Raw genomic sequence first — 22,677 nt, 5'->3', positions numbered from 1 at the left:
ATGTTTACCGGAATTATTGAAAGCAAAGGTACCGTGATTAGCAATACTGAGCATGATGGCGCGAATCGATTGATTATTTCATCTGTTTTTAAACAATTACAAACAGGCGAAAGCATCGCAGTAAATGGTGTCTGTCTCACTTTATTGCCATCAGAACAAAGTAACTTGAGTTTTGATATTTCCCCAGAAACTTTGCATAGAACTACTTTAGGGGGCCTCAAAATAGGCGATGAAGTCAATTTAGAGCGAGCCATGCTTGCATCGACACGTTTTGGTGGGCATTACGTAAGTGGGCATGTGGATGCGATTGCTCAAATTCATTCCATTAACCATCTTAATGAGTTTATTGAAGTGGAGTTAAATGGATTTGATGCGAATGCAATGTTGTATCTAATACCTAAAGGTAGTATTACTGTTGAAGGGGTAAGCCTAACGATTAATGAGGTGGTAAATCAACGCATTAAATTAATGCTCGTTCCACACACATTACTTCATACAACCCTGGGCTTCTTAAAAAATGGCCAAGAAGTTAATATTGAATTTGACTACCTGGCACGTATTGTGGCTCATCAATTGCAGGTTGCAGGAACCTTAAACGATCAGATCCCGTTATGAATTAAGGAGTAGTTCATGACCAAACATTTAACATCCCGATGGCATCTTCTTTTTTTTGCCACAGTCGTTATCGGAATTGTTTCCGGTTTTGGGGGGATGTTTTTAGCCTTGTTATTGCATTTTCTCCAGCACTTAGCCTATGGACATCCTGTATTCCCTATTATTGAAAATGAGCGTTTTCTTGATATTGTTAGTAGTTCAACCGCCTCAAGAAGGGTGATTGCGCTTCTCCTGTGTGGTTTCATTGCAGGTTGGGGGTGGTGGGCGGTTTTTCGCTATGGCAGACCTTTGGTGAGTATTGCGAATGCAATTAAATCACCTAGACCCCATATGCCCATAAAAACAACTATAGCACACGTATTACTACAAATAATTACGGTTGCTTTGGGTTCTCCTCTGGGACGAGAAGTTGCTCCGCGGGAATTAGGGGCAACATTTGCGTGTTGGTTGACCAATAAAATGAAGTTACACCCTAAAGAGAGTCAAGTACTTGTGGCCTGCGCAGCAGGAGCAGGGCTAGCTGCTGTCTATAATGTTCCTTTTGGTGGTGCTCTGTTTACTTTAGAAGTCCTACTCGGTACGTTTCGCTGGTTTGCAGTGATTCCTGCAATTACTACTTCTGCGATTGCAGTGGTTATATCCTGGATTGGTCTTGGCAATCAGTCACTGTATCATATACCTGTTTTGATACTTGATTCTTCAATAGTTATTTGGGCTATTCTTGCTGGACCCATTTTTGGTTTTTCTGCTTATTGGTTTAAAGAAATTACAAACAGAGCCCAAAGTCGAGCGCCGCGAAATTGGAAAATCATTATATCGTGCCTATTTAATTTTTTTATTATTGGTTTATTAGCAATTTATTTTCCGGAGATCTTGGGGAATGGTCGTTCTGCAGCTCAGTTAGGATTTGATGGGAATATGTTAGGACTAGGTATTGCAGCAGTCATATTAATACTTAGACTTTTAATTGTTTGTACCAGCATACAAGCGGGTGCTGCAGGTGGAATATTAACTCCTTCCCTTGCAAATGGCGCGTTAATGGCCGTCATTCTAGGTATCCTTTGGAGCCATTTATGGCCGGGAATATCAATATCCGCTTTTGCCGTTGTTGGCGGCGCAGCATTTCTTGCTGCGGCTCAAAAAATGCCAATCACTGCAATTGTCCTCGTCATTGAGTTTACTGGAATCAATTTTAGCTTTTTCATTCCGATGCTTTTAGCAGTTGCCGGGGCCATTAGTATGTTTAATTATTGTGCTATGAGGCGTTTGGTTGTAATGGCCAGTATTAAACTCTAACTATATCTTGATACTCCAAAAGCCTCGAGGAAACATGTTGTCCTATTATCTCGTATCCGAATCCAATATCAGATAACATGTTTCCGGAAGTAGGCCCTTTAATAAAGGAAGGATTAACTTAAAGATGCAGTTAACCCCCATGAGCTTCTTCTATCCAAGAAACAAAGTCTTCTGCTAAAATCGAACGGTCAAAATCGCTTACCCCCAAGAGACGAGCTCGTTCGCCTTTTTCTTTTAATTGGACTCGATTCGTTGCAGCCATCTCTAAAGCATCAGCAAAAGCAACTGGATTATCAGGAGGCACAACAAAACCGCAATCTTTTTCATAAATCAAATCAGCAAGCCAGCCAGGATAATTATTTAATACGGGGAGGCCTGCCGCGATATAATCAAAAAATTTGTTAGGTGAAGTGCCATAATAAAAAGCAGGTACATTTGCCAGAATTTGCAAGCCCAAATCAGCACGTTTCATCAAGCCGGCCAGTTTTATCTTGTCCACTGGCGCATGGAAAATTACATTATCAAGTGCATCCTTAATGGCTCGCTTTTGTAATTCGGATTTTAATTTACCATCGCCAATTAAGAGCAATTTAATATCATTTCGTCCTCGTTGTTTAAGCTCCATGGCAGCATCCAGCACCGCATCAAGTCCATTTGCTATGCCATGAGTTCCTGTATACACCGCAAGAAAATCTGCTGAATTGACCCCAGGTGGTTCCCATTCTAATGCTGGCTCTGAAAAAATATTGAGGTCACATCCATTAGGTATCAATTTAACGGTTTCATTAGAAACTCGACGTTTTGTAATGCCTTGTACAATACCTGGTGATAAACCAATTAATCGATGTGCTGAGCGGTAAGAAGCCCATTCCAGTACAGACATGGCTCCTAAAACAAAACGATTACGAATAACCCCCATTGCTCTTGGTAATTCTGGCCATAAGTCACGTACTTCAAATACAAATGGTTTACGACGAACCCAGCGTGCAAAAATACCAGGAATACCAACTGTTAACGGCGTAGTTGTGGCAAAAAGCAAATCATATTTTTCAGTGAAAACCAAACTCGTACATCTGTATGCAAATTTAAGGAATGTTCCCGTACGAGTAAGAAAACGATCCTTGTTTGAGTAGGCTAAATCAAATTCAATAATTTTAATTCCATCAACGGTTCCTTTGCGACAACCTCGAACAAAAGGTTGTGAAAGTCCTGTTTGGGCAGCACCATAACTGCCACATACCATAGTTACCTGATGCCCACGCTTAATAAGTTGCTTTGCCATTTCATAGGAACGAATGCCAGTTGTTCCTTTTGGTGTAGAAAAATGCTGATGAAAATATAAAATCCTCATATTACCCACTATACTCCATTACTATAATATCTGCTTGTTATAATCCAATTCCAATACGGGTAACTTGTTTTTGAAGAGAAACAGCGCGATTTTTTAATATCTACTCACTCAAAACAGATAATATGCAGACTGGCTTTATATTTCAATATGTTGCTTCATTTTATGCTTTAAATTTTTATTTTGACCGGAATATTGCAGTTTAACTATCTAATAAAAAACCGTTGAAGTCGATTAGTGTTATCATTGATTGTTAATCAGGCTTAACCAAGGTAAGATAAGTTGTTCTGCTCATATTATTTCTTTCCGTAAGCCATATGAATTATCCATTGATTTCCCATGCTAAAGATTGGCGATATGATATCGAAGGCCTTCGTGCTTTGGCTATTCTTCCAGTATTGCTTTACCATTTTGATCCAGTGCTTATACCTGGAGGATTTCTTGGTGTTGATTTATTTTTTGTAATATCCGGCTATCTAATTACAAAAATTTTATTTACAAATCATCATTATCTTGGTTCTTTCTCTGGTATAGCAAGTTTTTTAAAAAGACGTATTCTCAGAATATTTCCCACCATTATTATTTGGTTTATCTTATTTTCCATAATCTTTAGCTGTATTCTATCTAAAAAAAATTTAGACGCCTTTTACTTAACCCCCATTACAGCTTTTTTAGGTGTGAGTAATATCTATCTCGACTTAAAAAAAATTAACTATTTTTCACCCCAAGCGGAATTCAATCCTTTTTTACACAGTTGGTCTATATCGGTAGAGGATCAGTTTTACTTATGTTTTGCATTGATATGTTTTTTACTCATCCGCATAAAAACAATTTTAAAATATCGCAATATTTTATTTTTGATCGCTATAGGGGCGTCATTTTTAATAAGCTTGAAATCTGGCCCAGCCAATCCATCTCACTTTTATTTTTTAAGCAGCCGAGTATTTGAGTTTTTGGCTGGTTCGGCTGCATTTGGACTTTTTTCTCAAATTGGAAGAAATCCTATTTTTTCTATTATCCGATTTGCATCTTTAGTTGGAATATTATTTTTTTATTTCAATATTTCAGATAAGACAGTGACCAACGCACATTATGCTGTATTTTGCATTCTCTCAAGTATTCTCTTAATAAAGAGCACAGAAAAACAAGGGTTAAATTATTGCTTTAGCTTACCTCTATTTCGATACATTGGACGCCTATCTTTCTCTCTATATGTAGTGCACTATCCTGTTTTAAAATTTTTAGAGTATTTTATTGATGTTTCTGCTAAAAATTGGAGCGCTTTATTTATTTATGGAATTTTAATTGGATTATTATCCATTTTTAATTATTCATATATTGAATTTCATTTTATAAATAACTCTAAAAATACTTCCGCTATATTTGCATGGAATAAAATTTTCACCTCTATCACCACTGCAATTTGCATTCTTTACCTGGTACATATAATTCCATTTTATTCTTTAAATCAAATAACCTATACACGCTTAGCTCCCCCCATAGTCAAAAACTACACACAGCCAGGGAATAAGCAACTGATCGTGCTAGGTGACTCACATGCGCAACAATTATTTCCGGCATTCGAAAAAATTTCTCAACTCGATAAAATAAGTATTATTAATCAAACGGGAACTGCTTGTTTTTTATCAGAAGACTTAACCTACATTGCTGCCGATGGCAAATGGCAAAATCAGTGCCACAATCATCTTAAAAAAGTATTCAATCAGATTTATCAATCATCTCCATCTACTGATACAGTATTGTTCATGGGTATGCGCTCGTTAGCGTATCTTTCACCAATACTTATTTCAAAAGCAGATAATCCTGTGCTTGGGCTTCAAAATCACCAAGGCCAACGTTTTCCCAATATAGACACTACTCTGATGGATCTTTATTTTATGTCTTTAGAGAAGACTGTTAATAAGCTTAATAAAATTAACATGAAAATAGTATTTTTATCTCCATTACCAGAAATGTATTCAAGCACAGAACATTGTATATATAATGCACGTAAAAAGACTTGTCGTGTGCTAAAACAAAGAAATATTCTTGCTCGCGAATACTTCATGTCTAAGCTAATTCAGTTAAAAAATAAATATCCAAATTTATATCTTCTTGATATCTTCGATGGAGTATGCCCACATAAATTTTGCCATAATATTGAAGATGGTGTGATGGTATTTCGTGATGATGACCATTTATCTAAAGAAATGGTCATCAAATTAACCCCCTCAATTAGAGAGCAGCTACGTCTTGCTTTTGTTGCGCAATAATATCAGTCAAAACGAGTGGAATACGGTTATTTGCGATAGCATACTTCCCTAGAGTATGGGAGCCATAAAGGCTTAAATGTTCTTTATCAAAATAAAGTGCTTTGCCATGCAAATAAGCTGAGCATCGCTGATTCCTGCAAATCAAATCATTAATAGAAAGAACATAAACATTTGAGTAGCGTCGCGATATCGCCTGAACCATTCGATTCCACTTTGTTTCACCATTCCATTCATATTCGCTTTGAGAATTACAATCAAGTGAAGGGACTTTGAGTTTTTTAAATTTACAAACCTTATCATACTTAGGAAAGTGAGGAACATCCAAAGTCAAAATAACTTTTTTTCGAGCATCCAATAATTTTCTAACGAAGTTTTCTAGATCTGCTTCTAACGCTTTATGCCTATTTCCATACATTTCCCAATTAGCGGCAATTATTAAAATATCAAAATCATTAATTAATTTAGCAATATGTTTGTTAAATATCCTGCACGAGTCTTTTACATCATGTCGAAGATATTTATCGACCTCAGTAAAAAAAGGTAAGCATTGTGAATGAGAAAAATTAGTAATACTTATCCCCCAATGTTCTGCAAGTTCTTTCATAAAACCAACATAATGAGCAGAATGAGAGTCTCCCCACATAAGAATTTTAGATTGTTTGGTTGCATCACCTAAAATACATCGTTGTTCTGAGAATAATAGTTTTTTATATTTATCCACCTGGCATGTATATGGTGCTGTAGACGAAGGAGCTTGTTGTGCCAAAACCTGACGCATGGCAATTAAATAGTCCCTGCCTGCATCTTTATTAAGAAATCCGCCTTGATGAATAAACCAAAGGGCTGGCATTAAATTGACCAAAAACATACATGCAATCTGCACTAGTTTTGTCACAGTCCGACCGTTACTGTACCTGAATCTTTCTTCTACAAAAAAATATGAGCACATTGAAGTAGTTAATATAAGAACCATACAGAGCACCATATCTAAACTGCTAAATTCCACATAGACATAGCGATAGAAGGAAAGAATGGGCCAATGCCATAAATAGAGTGAGAATGAAATTAAACCAATAGATACTAGCAGCTTATACGATAATAAACGCGAAATAATATTGCTAGATATCCCATTAGCAATAAGTAAAGTTGCTGCCCCTAAAGTTGGAATACAAACAAGCCATCCTGGAAAAGCCATATTTTCGTTTAGCAAAAACATGGCTGCGATAATCAGGAAAAAACCTAATAAAGCAATACCATTTATAAATCTGACATTGTCTCGAATATTAAAATATTCTGCTAGCAAAAAAGCTAATCCACCGATAATTAACTCAAAAGCTCTTGTCGGCAACATATAGTAAGCAAATAAGGGGTGGGAGGGAGTTATCTCAATACTTAAGCACAGTGATAACAGCGCTAAAACAGCCAATATCGATTTAATATATTTAGGCTTTAACCCTTTATAAGCCACCATTAAAAGGACGGGCCATATTAAATAAAATTGCTCTTCAACTCCTAATGACCATAAATGCAGTAATGGAAATAATAATGAGGAGTCTGCAAAATAATTCGTATCTAAAAAGTACCAATAATAAATATTTGTAACAGAAAAAACCGCTGTTATCGCCGTTTTAGACAAGCGAGATAAGTCCTGTGGCAGCATAATGAAGTAGGCTACTAACATGACCATTGCAATCATGCATAAGGTTGCAGGTAATATGCGTTGCACTCTGCGCCAAAAGAACTGCCTCATTGAAAAAGAGTTATCATTCAATTTTTGAACAATAATTCTTGTAATCAAAAAACCAGAGATCACAAAAAAAATATCAACACCAACAAAACCACCAGGGAGCCAGTTTGCATTCAAATGGAATAAAATTATGGCAAGAACAGCAATTGCTCTTAACCCATCAATATCAGCCCGATAATCAAAACTATATTTTCTCACTTAAGAAGCCAAATATTTTTCATTCAATTGTAGCCAAATTTCCAGGGCTAAAGGATTAAAAATATCACGGTACCAAACTGTGGAACTTTTTGATTTATTAGCGCAATAAATTCGATATTTTTCTAATAACTCTTTGCGTTCAACTAATTGATATTTAAAGATAAGTGCACTTTCATTAAAATAACCTAATACAGTTTCAACCAATTCATTTCTTAACCATTCCTCTTGTGGATTCACAAAACCTTGTTTGTCTTTTCTCCAAACAATTTTCTTAGGCAGATGGGCTTTTATTGATTCTCTGAATATCAATTTAGTCCAACCCTTACCTAATTTCTTATGTGGCGGCAAATTAATGAATAACTCCATTAAACGATAATCAAGAAATGGCAAGCGAATCTCTCTTGACCAGGCCATAGACATTCTGTCTTCATAATGGGTTAAAAACGGAACCGAAAACTGACTAAGATCTTCAATTTGCCGCTCAGTAATTGTTTGATGTTGTTTCAATCCAAGTGCTTTAGACCGATAATTTTTACGTATCATAGCACCAGAAATATCAATATCCCGCCGTTTAATCCAGCGTTTTGGAAGATAGCGTTTTGCCTCTTTCCAATTAAATTGGGTTACAACACTGCGATTAATTAAAAAACTCCATCCTAATAAAAAAGCGCGCCAGATTTTTTTTTGACGTATTAGTGACTGAATATAAAAACCTAGATATTTCTTATAGCCGCACAGCAATTCATCCGCCCCTTGACCACTTAATATGACAGTAATACCGAGCTCATGTGCTTTCTGCATCATTAAATAATGCGCGACATTAGAAAAACTTCCAAGAGGCGCATCATTATGCCACGTTGCTTTTTTTAACAAATCAATGGCATCCGTAGGAGACCATGATAGTTCTAATTTATGTACTTTGGCACCTAAGAAATGAGCCATCTTATCGATAAAAAAAGACTCATCTAACTTACTCCCAGGCGATACAACTGATAAAATATTTAAATTTGCCGCACTTCCCAAATGTTGCTGCATCATCGCTGCGATACTCGATGAATCAAGCCCACCAGAAAGTGTCACACCAATTGGGACATCACTTTTCATACGAATTTTCACAGCATCTTGAAACAAAGAGGCAACATGCTCATGCAAATTATCTCCCTCAAAAGGCTCGGCATCTAAAACATTCCAATAGGGTACGAAATTAAGTTTCAGCTGTTGATTATTCAAATCAATTTCTATATAGTGGCCTGCCGGAACAGCTTTAATAGCATCAAAAAAAGTATTATTAGAGGTGTCCTGTATCGACTGAATTAAATACTCACCAACAGCTTGATAATCCAAATGAAATTGCTCACCGGTCATTTCTAAAATCGCTTTAACCTCTGAGGCAAAGTAAAGCTGATTATCTTTCAAATAATAATACAAAGGTTTTACACCAGCGCGATCACGGCATAAATACAGTTTATTTGTTTTTTGATTTAGCCATGCAAAAGCCCACATACCATTAAACGCACGTACAGCCGTATCAATGCCTAGCTCATCCAAAGCGCAAAGCACAACCTCAGTATCGGTTTCACTATGAAAATGTGTTGTTTGTAAAGAGGACTTAAGCGTTAAATAATTATATACCTCACCATTATAGATGATGCATGAAGACGCAGACGACATAGGTTGGGCACCTGCGTCAGACAGATCCAATATGGATAACCGTTGATGAGCAAACCCTAGCTGCCAATGCCCGCATTTAAAATGTGCTATATCTTGAATATCCGGACCACGATGCTTTTGAGCCATCTCAGCTTGTCTTAAGCAAGATACAATATCTTTATTCTCAAAATTTGTAACAACACCAGCTATTCCACACATAAAAAAATACCTTTTAAAAAAATATCCTTTGGATATAGTCTTCTGAAAGAATCAAACATTAAAAACTGGTTTAAGCAATTAATGACATCAACTTAAATAGTAAGAAATGATTAGTTCATGTTCATATATTGAATTTGATTTTTCTTTATATTTTTATCTAAAAAACGTCGTGAAGATGCATAATAATTTGTTATCGCGTAGCGTACGCCATCGATAATAGGTTGTCCTCGATGTAAGCCACTTGTATCACATAAAATTACAGTTCCTTTGGGAGCTAAAAAAACTTTTGACGATACATCCATTATCTGCAAATATTCATTAATATTTTCTTGGTCATAACGTGGATTATTTGCCTGTTTTCGCGTTTTCGAGCGTAATTCAAAGAGTATTTTATTGCGCAGTTTATGAGAGCCCGTGATGTATTCAAAAGGACCATTTAACTCGGAAACATCTGACAAATAACAAATTGCCTTAAATTGTGATAAAAATGAATCCCTATGCCATCCCCCTCCAGATCCCAATGCTTTAGAGTTAGAATATATTTTGGCTGCCATTGTTGTAGTTAAGAGTTGGGGGGTTTTAATATATTGCTCACCAATAATTTTTAAAAATGCCGAATCAGAAAACATATGACGATGTTCCGAGCTCAGTTTTTGTATCGAAAAAATTCTACGATCATTGTCAATTATTTGAGCCGTACTTTCCAATGAATTAAAAATTGTGATCAGTCGGTCACAGATATCTGCAGGGAGAAACGAGTCTAAAACAGCATATCCATTTTCTCTGATTTCGCTAACAAGCGCCTTCTCTGAAAAAGGATTTTTACCAATTTTAGCTAATGAATGCGCAAAAATTAACGCAAAAGAATGAAAAAATGCGGTTCTCTTGATATCTATACTCATGGAATATTCCTTCGATTTTGGTAGAAATACAATGACACAATGATAAATACAACCATTGCAATCATTGGTGATGACAAGGGATTTATCAACGCTGCCGGGTTCAAATATAGTCCTCTTAATAAGTAACCATAAACAACGACACCAACTACCGTTACGGTTATCGGACGATTTGTTCCAACAACTACATCCATTATGGCCGCAACAATAGAATAATAAAAAACAGTTATCAGCGGCACTAAATACAAAGGAAATAAATATGCAGTAGCGCCAAGCACTCCAGGTGACGCCCCTCCACGTCCCGAGTCATTGATTAAAATATTTGAAAAATTAAATCGCGATATGGAGCCAAATGAATCTTTAAATACACTACAATTCCCGTCATTAAAAACGACGCAAAAGCGAAAGTTAATCTCGTTGCTAATAATTTCCCAGGCTTTTTGTACTATTTCAGGATTATCACTATGACTATTAATTGCAAAGCCAGTTGAAAAATAAATGGTAGATAATCTATCGATTAACCATATGATTTTACTAATATAATAATCTAATAATAGAGCTGGATCCGATGGAAGTCCTCGTTCCTTAAATGCAATACCAAGAACAAATAACAGGATGGCAAGTATTAAAGCGAAAAACTTATATTTCAGCCCATTTAAAAGAGGCGTATTAATAAATTTTGCGAACATAGCTGGAAAATTTATATACCATAGAATAATTCCAACTAATATTACTTGTGCCATCCCGTCAATTGTTAATAACAATGCTATTGTAATCAACATCCAATATGATTTTCCAAACATACACTGAGCAGAAAAAATGCCAGTGTTCCTTGCGACAATCATGTAAAATACTTGTGCACATAGTACGGCGTGCCCCAAAAAAATGATTTCAACCCAGAATGTTCTATAGAGATTGCTTGATGCTGAAATACCATCATAACGATTAAAATGAAGCCCGGAACTAAAATAAACAATTGCTGCAATCAAATATACGATAGCAAACAGTAAAAAGAAATGGCGACTTATGCGTGGAAATAGCCTAAACCAAAGTCGAACCCATGAAGCTATAATTTTAGTTAAGGGATCCGCAAAAACTATCAAAAGCAATAAGGTACTAATCAAAACTGTTACAAACTCAAGTGTTACTTGAGGGTAAACAAACTCATTGCGTAAATCACCTTGGATCAATCCATAAATAAACAAAGGAACAATAAGGGAAAAAAAGAGATCACCCAGTGCAATTTTGATTCCTATTTTAGTAATTTTCACTGTTACTCCCTGCATTGACAATATACGCAGTGCCTTTAAAACTATAAATAATCAGCAGTAAACAAGACAAGCTAAATAGATTAACAAGTACTACAAAATACAACCAGTTATCACTCCAAATACCGCTATATTTTAGTAAAAACATAATACACTGAAAAACAACAATAACGTTCATCCACAGTAAAAATATGTTACGAGTATTTTCATTGATAAAACTAGAAATTAATGCAACCGCATATCCTCCCAGCAATCCTAGCAATAGAAGGAAAAATAGCCCCATTTCATTATTATTCCCACCTCTAACAAAACAACTTAATAAAGCGAGCAATAATAATGCTCCATGTATTATCCATAAATAAAATTCAACTCGTCCAGATTGAACCACTCTTTGTTCAAAAAGCAACATAACACGTGATAAGATCATCGTAAAAATTCCAGAGATCAAAATAGCATCAGAATATATAACAATAATCTCCTTATTTGTCTGAGCAATATTGAGTATCAATTGGGAAAAAACATATCCGGAAAATACGATTAAGAAAGAAGAAACCTGCATACCCCAATATTTTTTAGATATTTTGACAAACAACTTCATTCCCTTGGAATAATTAAGCCTGCTCGATGGGCGTCTGATAAAGAGCATGCCAATAATTAAAGCACAAACTTCAATCATCACATTGCTTGCCGTTTCTGAATGATAATCAGCATATATGCACCATCCTCCAGCAATAAAATTTATGAAAAACAATATCACCGAATAAAAACACGCCTCAACTATATTTTTTTGTACCAAGCGTAATCCAATTAACAGAGTTAAAATTGCATTTAAGGCACTAATTATTGGGAAATAATAATTTTTCATAACAAGTAGTGAAACAATAGAAAGGGGTGGAAAAATAAACACCCATATCCCTAGAATATAACTTTCTACTACATTTACTATTCGCTGGCGGCCACATAAAAATTCTTTTCTTAAACCAGCTCTCATACCTGCTTGAATCAAAAACGCTAGGAATGCAGTAGTTGTTTGTAAATAAATTAAATTTATCAATCCATGATTATTAAAAAATACACGCGAACAATAAATTGCCAAAGAAAAACCTACTGCACCAAGAAAAACCATGAAAAAACAAATTATATTTACAATTTTGTTCACATCGTTACTCAACCGTTTGAAACGTTATATTTTCACGTTTAGAAAATGCGTCAATAATTAAATCATAATGTTGAAAGAGCTCGGTTTTTAAAGCTGTGGTTCTTAAGGCAATACATTGTGTCTTTTGAAAAATGCATGATAATGAATATAAGGCTGTTGAAATTACAGAGTATAATTTCTCTGGATACCACTGATTTTTAAGTAAATAATATTCTATAGCTACATCTGCAAGTAAAATATTAACACGTGGGATTGCCGCAATGCGGTGAATAACTTCGCTACTTTCTGCTCTATGTGGGATATAGTGGACAATCACATCAGGTGAGTTATTTACTGCAAACTCAACGAGACGAACGTAATCATCTAATTCAATAGCAGACATGTCTACTAATATTTGGCCTATAAAAAAAATACAGTTATCCGGATGGATTGAACACATAAATTTATTCGCCAACGAATTAAAACTATTTAAATAAACCTGTTTATAATTTTCTTTATCTAGTTGAAAGATACTGAAGGCAAGATATTTTTTAATTTCTTTATTTTTTATGATCCTATCTGCTAAAAGCGTAGCCACCCCATCATCGAGTAATACAACTTCTTTTTTTACTACCATATTTGAAAAAAACTTTAAGACACCTGAAAAATAACTCCCCACAACGACATGATTGTAAGATCGACGCGTTAAAAGAAGAAAATTTATCGTAGAAAATAAAATACTCTTCAAGTTTTTTGGTTTAACAAAGAATGTTTTTTTTACATGAACTCCAAGGGCTTCAAGCATAACGCGCATTTGCTCATCATTGGTTCCTACTCCGCTGTTTCGCACAAAAAAATCATAATATCCTGGGTGTTGATTCAGATATTCATATGCACACAATAATTGAAATGGTGTTTCTACTAAAATTAGTCCTTTTTTTTTAATTGCCATTGCCTTAATTACTCCGAATCATGCTTTTTTGAGGCGAAAAAAATTATATACTAAGGTGTGTTGATAATTCATCTTCACTGCCCTGTGCTAGTTGTTCGCGGCAATCGATCTGATTAATAACCAAGCATTTCAACTTTATCCTCCATTTCTGGATTCCGCGAACAGGTCGCGGAATGTGGACTACTATGAACTGTCAGCATGATCGACATCAATTAGTTAGCTATCTCTTAGCTAACTAACTCTGAGGTTAGCGCAGTACCTATAGCAATATTTTTTGTAGCTCGTTTTCCTAAAATGTCTTCATAAAACTTCGGTTTTAACCCATAACCAGGTCGAATGGAACGGATATTTTCTGATGTAAAAACGTCCCCAGCCTGCATGGGCTTCACAACGTACAGCGAACGGCGAAATTTAATATTATCTTGTTCACTTTGTTTTCTTGCATAAGTCACTTGTCCTAACGCAGACCATGCCACATGACTGTCTCTGCAAAGAGCTGCGAGCTCATTGGGTTCCAGTGAAAAACTGTCATCAGGTCCCCCCGCGGTTCTATCTAAAGTAAAATGTTTTTCGATAATACACGCCCCTAAAGCAACGCTGGTGATTGCTGTTATATTATCTAAGGTATGATCGGATAAGCCAGTAACTAAGCCGAATCGTTCCTTTAGGTTAGGTAATGTTCGCAAATTATAATCCGCGGCAGGGGCAGGATAACCGCTTACACAATGTAAAATAGCAAGTTGTTGACAACCACCTTCTTTAGCAGCATTAATTGCCTCTTCAATCTCAAGTGCGTCTGCTAATCCAGTAGATATAATCATAGGCTTACCTGTACTTGCCACATATTTGATTAGCGGCAAATCAATTGCCTCAAACGATGCAATCTTATAAGCAGGGGCATTTAATGACTCTAAAAGGTCTACAGCTGTATTATCAAATGGCGAACTAAATATAGTAATCCCTATATCATGAGCGTAATCAAATAGCTCTTCATGCCATTCCCACGGCATATGCGCTTTTTCATATAGCTGGTACAATGTCGTACCTTGCCACAATCCCTCACGAATAAGAAACTCATCTGATTGGCAATTTATAGTAATGGTATCTGGCTTATAAGTTTGTAACTTAACTGCATGAGCTCCTGCATTTTTTGCTGCTTTAATTAAAGTTCGTGCATTCTCTATACTACCATTATGGTTAGCAGAAATTTCTGCAATAATGTATGGTGGTTGTTCTGCAGAAATGCGTCTGCCATCTATTATTATTTCAGGATTATTATTCATTCCGTTTAAACCGTCCTTCTTAATTATTCCACTCGTTCTTTAATAAGCCCAAACAAATGACTGCTTCATAATGTGTTCCGTCAAAATATTGATCTCGTAAAATACCTTCTCGTTGAAATCCTAATTTTTCATGGAACTGCAGTGATCTTACATTAGAAGCAATTACATATCCCATCACTTTGTGCGTACCTAATGTAGAAAATGCATAATCTAATGCATGCTTACCTAAAGCTCGACCTGTACCTTTACGAGCATCAGGCGCTATATAAAATCCCCACTCGACAGGAAGTGTTGTGCTAGACCGAGTAAAATTTACAAAACCAACAGGGATATTATTCTCTTCAAAAATTAATAACTTTTTCTTATCATTTATTGATTCTTTTTCAAACCAAATTATATGCTCGTCTAAACTAATTTCATGATTAGTATACATATACTGACGAATATCGGGGTGATTGCGCCAATTTAATACCATCCGCAAATCATCACGAATCATGGGACGAATACCATATTTTTTCTGTTCCAGATTAACTAGCATCTATTCTCCCTACCTGCTAAAAAACACTGAAAACCTTTGAACTATCCATCAATTTGATCAAAATATATTGATGGGTATCATTAGGAAATATTAGAATTACATTCCATTGCTCGCACAACCCGAGCCACGCCATAGCCATCAACAAGACTTTGGGCACGATAACTGATTGTATTTAATAAAGCAATATTTTTCATGATGTCCATAAAAGTTTGCACAAAAAACTCTGCAAAGCCTGATGTAGACGGAGTACCTACATCGATCGCGGCCCCTATTGCGCTTAACTCAGAAGCAATAGATTTTTGATTATCAGCCAAGGTTACCATAATGGTAGGAAGCCCCAAACAGCATCGTTCCCAAGAAGTACTTCCCGCGGCACCAATAGCCAAATCAGCTTCAGCCATTAATTGCTCCATAGTATTAATTCCTTGAAGAACTTCTGTTGCCCAAGGCAATGTTTTCGCTTTAGTACGAACTGAGGCTGCAAAAGGGGCATTAGCTCCTAATACTACGATTAATTGACAACTATCTGGTAGTTTGGTTAGAAGCAGCAAGTCTAGGATTTCTTCTGTTACATTAAATTGATCCACTCCGCCCATAGAGATCAAAATTTTGCTAAGACCTGCCATAGAGCGCCGGTTTAAACTATACTCTCGAATTGCGGCAAATTCAGGTCGAATCATTGCAAAATTAGCGCCTGTTAACAAGGGGCAAGATGCTGGAACCCATGGGCTATATTCTCTGCTTTGCCTATTTAATGTTTGATCTAACAATAAATCGCACGTATGGCTGCGGTTTACCAAATCATCGATTACCATTAGCCATTTACAAAATGGCTTCAATACTTCTTCCCAAGATGCATCAAGAGCATAATGATCTACCACCAACCAATCAATTTTGGATGATTTAATTGCAGCTGCAGATTGCCCTGCATCAAGACTCCAGGTGCATCCCAACCATGCTTCATAAGCATTTTGATAGCTTTCTTGTTTCGTTAATGAATTATTTTTATCTTTCTGTCGCGGTAAAATATGTACTTTGTAATCTTGCTGTATAATGCTTGATATGAGATTACCTGGCAGATCAGCGCAGATAAATACACAATAGTGCCCATGGGCGCGCAATGCATTAGCCAAGGTTAAGCACCGCATAACATGACCATTGCCAATCATCAAAGAAGCATCAACACGAAATGCAACGTTCATAGATTTTAATTATTTTGTAGGGCTGAACAGAAATATATCATATTCAATTTGGACGTAACAGGTCATTAACAAAGTATACCTTCCAGGGTTTACTTAGGTGTATAATAAAATTTTTCTTCTACATAGAATAAGATGAACATAGCCATTATCCCTGCTCGTGGCGGCAGTAAACGCATCCCAAGAAAAAATATAAAGAATTTCCATGGCAAACCTATTATTGCGTACTCTATTGAGGCGGCATTAAGGACAAATTTGTTCGACAAAATAATTGTTTCTACTGATGACAAAGAAATAGCGGCAATAGCCAATCAATATGGAGCAGAAACCCCTTTTATAAGGCCGCTAGAGATCGCTGATGATTATGCGACAACGCTAGATGTTATAGAACATGCCCTAAACTGGCTAGACTCCAATGACTATTACCCCAAACATCTATGCTGTATTTATCCAACGGCACCTTTTTTGCAAAAGGAATATCTCGAGGAATCTTATAAACTTTTAACTCACGATGTTCATTATGTGTTTGCAGCGACAGAATATGCCTATCCAGTGACCAGAGCATTCAAATTGACTGAGAACCGAACTATTCAAATGCTTTGGCCTGAAAATTATGAGCAACGCTCTCAAGATTTAGATAAAATATACCACGATGCCGGTATGTTTTATTGGGGAACTTATGATGCATTCAAAAAGAAACTCCCTATCTTTTCCCAGCACTCAACCCCCTTATTGCTTCCACATTACCGAGTACATGATATAGACACATTAGATGATTGGGTCATGGCAGAAATCCATTATAAAATGCTACTAGAAATGTGATTTTTACTCGTTTAATATTCTTTGCAATGCATCAATTACTGTATCGTGCTGTTCTAAAGTCATCGATGAGAATATAGGTAAACTAATAGCTTCTGAATAATAAGCTTCTGCCTCAGGAAAATGCTCTTTTTTAAAGCCCATTTTTTGGTAATATGGCTGACGATATACGGGTATGTAGTGTAAGTTCACCCCAATGTTATTCTGCCTTAATGCATCAAAAACCTGCCTATGCGTTAATTTGATACGATCAAGCTGCAAACGAATCACATAGAGATGCCATGACGAATAACTGTTAGCATCCTGAAAAGGGCAAATTAAAGGTAAACCATCTAAAGACTGATTATAACGAGCAGCTAATGTATGGCGTTGCATTATAAACTGCTCTAATCGCTGCATTTGACTAAATCCTAGAGCCGCCTGAATGTCTGTCATTCTGTAATTAAAGCCCAAATTCAACTGCTGATAATACCAAGGACCATCAGGTTGTTGCGTCATTTTACTCTCATCGCGGGTAATCCCATGACTGCGCAACAAATTAATATATTCTGCATATGCAGGATTATTCGTCAGCACCATACCACCTTCTCCGGTGGTAATAATTTTAACAGGATGAAAACTGAAAATAGTAATATCACTATAATGGCAATTTCCTATAGCCTCATTTTTATAACGTCCTCCTATAGCATGAGAAGCATCTTCAATAATCTTAAAACCATAGCGCTGACTCAACCGATAAATCGTTTCCATCTCACATGGTTGGCCAGAAAAATGTACAGGAACCAAAATTTTGGGTAAACATCCGTCTAATTCAGCCTGAATTAATTTTTTTTCAAGGGCATGAATGCTTATATTATAGGTGTTAGGATCTATATCTATAAAATCTACTTGCGCCCCACAATAAAGGGCACAATTTGCGGAAGCAACAAAAGTAATCGGGCTAGTCCATAACCAATCACCGGGCCTCAAATCTAAAGCAAGACAAGCAAGATGCAAGGCAGACGTTGCACTATTAAGTGCTATCGCATACTCAGCGCCGCAATAATTGCTAATTTCTTTTTCAAATATAGAAACGGCTGGTCCTTGAGTTAAATAATCCGATTTTAATACTTCAACAACCGCATCAATATCATCTTGTGTTATATTTTGGCGCCCGTATGGAATCATTAGTAAATACCCGATAAATGATTAAATTGTTTAATTTCATGAATATCTAGAAACTTCTCATTTGTTCCCGAATTATATTCAAAACCTTGTTGTACTGGAGTGCCTTTTTCACCTAACTGATTTACTACAAAATCATTTTCACGTCCAAAAAAAGTGATAGTTGGTCTTAAAACATAATGATCCTTAAACTCTAAAGTAAGATGAGAGTCATCCGCGGGGCACATTATTTCATGTAGTTTTTCACCTGGCCTAATGCCCATTATTTCAATAGGAAGTTCGGGAGCCATTGCTTTTGCTAAATCAACAATACGGATAGAGGGGATTTTAGGAACAAAAATCTCTCCACCGTGCATGCGGGCAAAATTATTTATTACAAAATCAACTCCCTGTTGTAGGGTGATCCAAAATCGAGTCATTCGTTCATCAGTAATTGGTAAATAACTTGCCTTCTCATCGATTAACTTTTTAAAATAAGGAACTACCGAACCACGGGAACCTACTACATTACCATATCTTACTACCGCAAATCGGGTTCTATGCCCACCTGAGATATTATTTGCGGCGACGAATAGCTTATCTGAAGCAAGTTTAGTCGCACCATATAAGTTAATGGGGTTTGCTGCTTTATCTGTTGAAAGTGCTATAACCTTCTCTACATTACTTTGTAATGCAGCCTGAATTACATGCTCTGCGCCATGAATATTGGTTTTAATACATTCCATAGGATTATATTCAGCTGCAGGAACTTGTTTTAATGCCGCGGCATGAATTACAAAATCTACATCTCTCATCGCTTGAGTTAGACGCTGCTGATCGCGAATATCGCCAATGAAATAACGCATGCACGAATGATTATAAGTTTGCTGCATTTCAAACTGCTTCAATTCATCACGCGAAAAAATAATTAATTTTTTCGGCTGGTAACGCTCCAAAAGAGTTTGCACGTATTGTTTTCCAAAGGAACCTGTTCCTCCAGTAATTAATATTGACTTACCATTAAACATTACATCTCCATTTTAATTTATTGAAACCATATCCCGCGCATATCAAGAACAATACGATCACGAACCCGTTCTGGTGGCAATTCTCTAAACTGCCGATGATCGACTAATAACAAAATAATATCTGCCTCTGTATAGGCATGCTCCATAGTACTTAGCATGACATTACCACTCAATACTTCAGGCAACAAGCTTATATTGGGCTCGACAACCATTGTATATCCCTTATGCATTGCACTAATTTGACTTACTATTTGTAACGCAGGACTTTCTCTTAAATCATCAATATCTGCTTTAAAAGAGAGTCCCCAACATGCGATGGTGACGTCTTTGATAGTTTTTTCTGGATTGTTTTGTAAGAAATCAGCTACTGCGGTCTTAACTTTATCAATTACCCATTCAGGTTTACCATCATTCACTTCTCTTGCAGTTCGAATTAATTTAGCATGCTCTGGACAGGAATTGACTATAAACCAAGGATCAACCGCAATACAATGACCACCAACACCAGGACCTGGCTGTAAAATGCGAACACGTGGATGACGGTTTGCTAAACGGATAAGTTCCCAGACATTAATTTGTAATTGGTCACATATAATTGATAATTCATTTGCAAATGCAATATTTACATCTCTAAAACTATTTTCAGCCAGTTTACACATTTCTGCAGTACGAGAATTAGTAAGAATGCATTCACCTTCAACAAAGGTTTTATAGAATAACGCGGCTTTTTCTGAGCATTTTGAAGAAATACCTCCAATCACCCGATCATTTTGGACTAATTCATGTAATACATGCCCTGGTAGTACTCGCTCAGGACAATAGGCAATTTGAATGTCAGCATCCTCTCCATGAATATGAGGGAACATTAAATCAGGCCGTTCTTGAGCGAGCCAAGATGCCATTTGTTCTGTGGTACCTACTGGTGAGGTCGATTCTAATATAACCAAGTCTCCTTTTTTTAAAAAGGGAGCCAATGACATACTAGCCGCTTTAACATAACTTAAATCGGGTTCATAGTTTTCTTTAAAAGGAGTTGGAACCGCAATTAAAAATACATCTGCAGGTTCAGGTCTGTTGGTTGCCCTCAAATATCCATCAGATACTACTGCACGAACTATAATATCTAATTCAGGCTCTACAATATGAACATTTCCGGAGTTTATAACATCAACTGCATTTTGGTTAATATCCACACCGACAACGTGTATTTTCCGAGCTGCTAAAATAGCTGCTGTAGGTAACCCAATATATCCAAGACCAATCACTGCTATTTTATGAAAAGGCATAGTGCTTGGCATTTTTATTGAAGTCATTTCAATTTTCCCTAATCTATAAATATTTCTTTGTAGCTCAATTTATTTTCAAGAGAGTTTCTATTTGACATTTGAGAAATAATTTGGCCAATACGAACCGCAGCGAAGCCATCGCCATAAGGATTTTTTACTTGGCTCATACGTTGATATGCTTCTTTATTTATTAAAAGCTCATTGACATGCGCAACAATTTCTTGGGCATCTGTGCCAACAAGTTTTACTACTCCAGAATTAACGGCTTCTGGTCGCTCTGTGGTTTCACGCATTACTAGAACAGGCTTCCCTAAAGACGGAGCTTCTTCTTGAATTCCTCCTGAGTCGGTAAGGATTATGTAAGCAGATTTCATAAAATATACAAAAGGCAAGTAATCAATGGGAGCTATCAAATGAATATTACTAATTGCCCCTAACAGTTCATTGACCGGTTGCTGTACATTAGGATTAAGATGAACAGGATAGACAATATCAACATCGGGAAAAAGTTGGGCAATTTCTTTTAATGCATAACAAATATTCTGGAAACCTTGTCCAAAATTCTCCCGCCTATGCCCGGTTACTAAAATCATTGTTTTTTCAGGTGCAAAAAAAGAATATTTCTCATGCAGCTTACTAACAACGTCAGGTTGTGCTTCAATTTTATCAAGAATGGAATACAATGCATCAACAACAGTATTTCCTGTGAGATAAATACTGTCTGACTTAACCCCTTCATTTAAAAGATTTAATCGCGCTAGCTCTGTTGGCACAAAATGCATTGAGGCTAATCCTCCAGCTAATTTGCGATTAGCTTCTTCGGGCCAAGGTGAGTTCATATTTCCAGATCGAAGGCCTGCCTCAACATGAGCTACAGGGATACGGTGATAATAGGCAGATAAAGAAGCTGCTAAAGTTGTTGTCGTATCACCATGAACCAGAATAAGATCCGGTTTATATGTTTTAAATATATCAGACAACCCAAGCAATATTTTCGCAGTTAAACTGCTAAGGTCTTGATTAACTTCCATAACCTGCAAGTTAAAATCAGGGGTTATTTCAAATAAATCCAGTACGGAGTCAAGCATTTGTTGATGCTGTCCGGTAACACAAACTTTGCTACAAACTGTTTCTATGCACTGAAGTTCGCGAATCAAGGGCGCCATTTTTATCGCCTCTGGGCGCGTACCAAAAATAGATAAGGTATTAAATGACATAAAGAGCTCTTTAAGTTTTATAATTTTATTCCCTGGCCCAACGTTTTAGCATCCCAATAAATATGCCTCCCACGAGCCCCAAAATTAGCCTGGTAATTAAAACCATGTTTTTTTTGACAAATCAGATGGTTTAATCATTCCATCCGGATAAAACAGCTGAAATCTATCCAGACTTTCTATGTCTTCTTCATAAAAATCATACTTGCTTTGTAGAAAAGGTATAAATGTATGAGCAAAATTATATTTTGTGGATTCTGCGAGAGAATCTATTTCCTCATAAGAGGAGGCGTGATTTATTTGTTGTTTCAACGTTAACTCCCTTTATTAACAACCGTAGTCCTCGTAGGGTAAATAGTTCTTTTAAACCATTCCTGCATGTAAGAACGTATATGAACTATAAGTTATGTTTCTATTTTTGTTTTGCCCCAATGTACGGATTCTACAATACCCATATGCAAATTCAAAGAATAAATTTATTAATGATTGAGGATTCAATTTAGTGTATCTCTGGCTAAATAATTTTTATGAAATCAAGAGGATAAATTGTGAGAAATTCATTGC

Annotated in this window: 19 protein-coding genes; 4 read left to right on the top strand and 15 right to left on the bottom strand. The window is 36.3% G+C overall.

Annotation, left to right across the window (positions count from 1 at the left end):
- Positions 1-615, top strand: coding sequence for a riboflavin synthase (locus BW930_RS08010; RefSeq protein WP_058467493.1), 615 nt, complete (start codon positions 1-3; stop codon positions 613-615).
- 15 nt (positions 616-630) lie between these two features.
- The gene (locus tag BW930_RS08005; protein ID WP_058467492.1) at positions 631-1,911 is read left to right on the top strand and encodes a chloride channel protein; all 1,281 of its coding nucleotides are present in this window, start codon (positions 631-633) and stop codon (positions 1,909-1,911) included.
- A 130-nt stretch (positions 1,912-2,041) separates the two neighbouring features.
- Here the strand turns inward: BW930_RS08005 and BW930_RS08000 are convergent, their stop codons facing one another.
- Positions 2,042-3,262 carry a glycosyltransferase family 4 protein gene (locus BW930_RS08000; protein WP_058467491.1) on the bottom strand — a complete coding sequence of 407 codons (1,221 nt, stop codon included), beginning with the start codon at positions 3,260-3,262 and terminating at the stop codon, positions 2,042-2,044.
- Positions 3,263-3,576: 314 nt separating this feature from the next.
- On the opposite strand from BW930_RS08000, the gene BW930_RS07995 reads away from it, so the two are divergent.
- Positions 3,577-5,532 (top strand): acyltransferase family protein, encoded by a 1,956-nt coding sequence (locus BW930_RS07995; RefSeq protein ID WP_058467490.1) that lies wholly within the window; start codon positions 3,577-3,579, stop codon positions 5,530-5,532.
- Here BW930_RS07995 and BW930_RS07990 read toward each other — a convergent pair.
- The 9 genes from BW930_RS07990 to pseG all read right to left on the bottom strand — a co-directional run bounded on the left by BW930_RS07990 (position 5,495) and on the right by pseG (position 16,626).
- The gene (locus BW930_RS07990) at positions 5,495-7,477 is read right to left on the bottom strand and encodes an acyltransferase family protein (RefSeq protein WP_058467489.1); all 1,983 of its coding nucleotides are present in this window, start codon (positions 7,475-7,477) and stop codon (positions 5,495-5,497) included. The genes BW930_RS07995 and BW930_RS07990 overlap by 38 nt on opposite strands.
- Positions 7,478-9,346, bottom strand: a complete 1,869-nt coding sequence (asnB, locus tag BW930_RS07985; RefSeq protein ID WP_058467488.1) for an asparagine synthase (glutamine-hydrolyzing) — start codon at positions 9,344-9,346, stop codon at positions 7,478-7,480.
- Positions 9,347-9,456: 110 nt separating this feature from the next.
- Complete coding sequence (locus tag BW930_RS07980) at positions 9,457-10,248, bottom strand: phytanoyl-CoA dioxygenase family protein (RefSeq protein ID WP_058467487.1); 792 nt, start codon at positions 10,246-10,248, stop codon at positions 9,457-9,459.
- Positions 10,245-11,516, bottom strand: coding sequence for a hypothetical protein (locus BW930_RS07975; protein WP_058467486.1), 1,272 nt, complete (start codon positions 11,514-11,516; stop codon positions 10,245-10,247). The genes BW930_RS07980 and BW930_RS07975 overlap by 4 nt, the downstream gene beginning before the upstream one ends.
- Positions 11,503-12,672 (bottom strand): hypothetical protein, encoded by a 1,170-nt coding sequence (locus BW930_RS07970; RefSeq protein ID WP_058467485.1) that lies wholly within the window; start codon positions 12,670-12,672, stop codon positions 11,503-11,505. Before BW930_RS07970 ends, BW930_RS07975 begins: the two co-directional genes overlap by 14 nt.
- Before the next feature lie 4 nt (positions 12,673-12,676).
- On the bottom strand, positions 12,677-13,603 hold the full coding sequence (locus BW930_RS07965) for a hypothetical protein (protein WP_058467484.1): 927 nt from the start codon (positions 13,601-13,603) through the stop codon (positions 12,677-12,679).
- A gap of 227 nt (positions 13,604-13,830) precedes the next feature.
- Positions 13,831-14,886 carry a pseudaminic acid synthase gene (gene pseI, locus BW930_RS07960; protein WP_058467483.1) on the bottom strand — a complete coding sequence of 352 codons (1,056 nt, stop codon included), beginning with the start codon at positions 14,884-14,886 and terminating at the stop codon, positions 13,831-13,833.
- 19 nt (positions 14,887-14,905) lie between these two features.
- Positions 14,906-15,424 (bottom strand): UDP-4-amino-4,6-dideoxy-N-acetyl-beta-L-altrosamine N-acetyltransferase, encoded by a 519-nt coding sequence (gene pseH / locus BW930_RS07955; protein ID WP_202972261.1) that lies wholly within the window; start codon positions 15,422-15,424, stop codon positions 14,906-14,908.
- Positions 15,425-15,504: 80 nt separating this feature from the next.
- Positions 15,505-16,626 carry a UDP-2,4-diacetamido-2,4,6-trideoxy-beta-L-altropyranose hydrolase gene (pseG, locus tag BW930_RS07950; RefSeq protein WP_058467482.1) on the bottom strand — a complete coding sequence of 374 codons (1,122 nt, stop codon included), beginning with the start codon at positions 16,624-16,626 and terminating at the stop codon, positions 15,505-15,507.
- 132 nt (positions 16,627-16,758) lie between these two features.
- Between pseG and pseF the strand changes: the two genes are divergently transcribed.
- Complete coding sequence (pseF, locus tag BW930_RS07945; RefSeq protein ID WP_058467481.1) at positions 16,759-17,445, top strand: pseudaminic acid cytidylyltransferase; 687 nt, start codon at positions 16,759-16,761, stop codon at positions 17,443-17,445.
- 3 nt (positions 17,446-17,448) lie between these two features.
- Here the strand turns inward: pseF and pseC are convergent, their stop codons facing one another.
- The 5 genes from pseC to BW930_RS07920 form a co-directional block, all read right to left on the bottom strand.
- On the bottom strand, positions 17,449-18,609 hold the full coding sequence (gene pseC, locus BW930_RS07940; protein WP_058467480.1) for a UDP-4-amino-4,6-dideoxy-N-acetyl-beta-L-altrosamine transaminase: 1,161 nt from the start codon (positions 18,607-18,609) through the stop codon (positions 17,449-17,451).
- Entirely contained in the window at positions 18,609-19,613 is a 1,005-nt protein-coding gene (gene pseB, locus BW930_RS07935) for a UDP-N-acetylglucosamine 4,6-dehydratase (inverting) (protein WP_058467479.1), read from the bottom strand. The genes pseC and pseB overlap by 1 nt, the downstream gene beginning before the upstream one ends.
- Positions 19,614-19,630: 17 nt before the next feature.
- Positions 19,631-20,926, bottom strand: coding sequence for a UDP-N-acetyl-D-mannosamine dehydrogenase (gene wecC / locus BW930_RS07930; protein WP_349267178.1), 1,296 nt, complete (start codon positions 20,924-20,926; stop codon positions 19,631-19,633).
- 11 nt (positions 20,927-20,937) lie between these two features.
- The gene (gene wecB, locus BW930_RS07925) at positions 20,938-22,116 is read right to left on the bottom strand and encodes a non-hydrolyzing UDP-N-acetylglucosamine 2-epimerase (RefSeq protein ID WP_058467478.1); all 1,179 of its coding nucleotides are present in this window, start codon (positions 22,114-22,116) and stop codon (positions 20,938-20,940) included.
- A gap of 96 nt (positions 22,117-22,212) precedes the next feature.
- Positions 22,213-22,425, bottom strand: a complete 213-nt coding sequence (locus BW930_RS07920; protein WP_058467477.1) for a hypothetical protein — start codon at positions 22,423-22,425, stop codon at positions 22,213-22,215.
- Positions 22,426-22,677: the final 252 nt, after the last annotated feature.

Source organism: Fluoribacter gormanii (assembly GCF_900156395.1).
Taxonomy (GTDB): domain Bacteria; phylum Pseudomonadota; class Gammaproteobacteria; order Legionellales; family Legionellaceae; genus Legionella; species Legionella gormanii.
The sequence above is the reverse complement of the archived record's forward strand: the minus strand, read 5'-3'. Positions and strand labels throughout refer to the sequence as shown.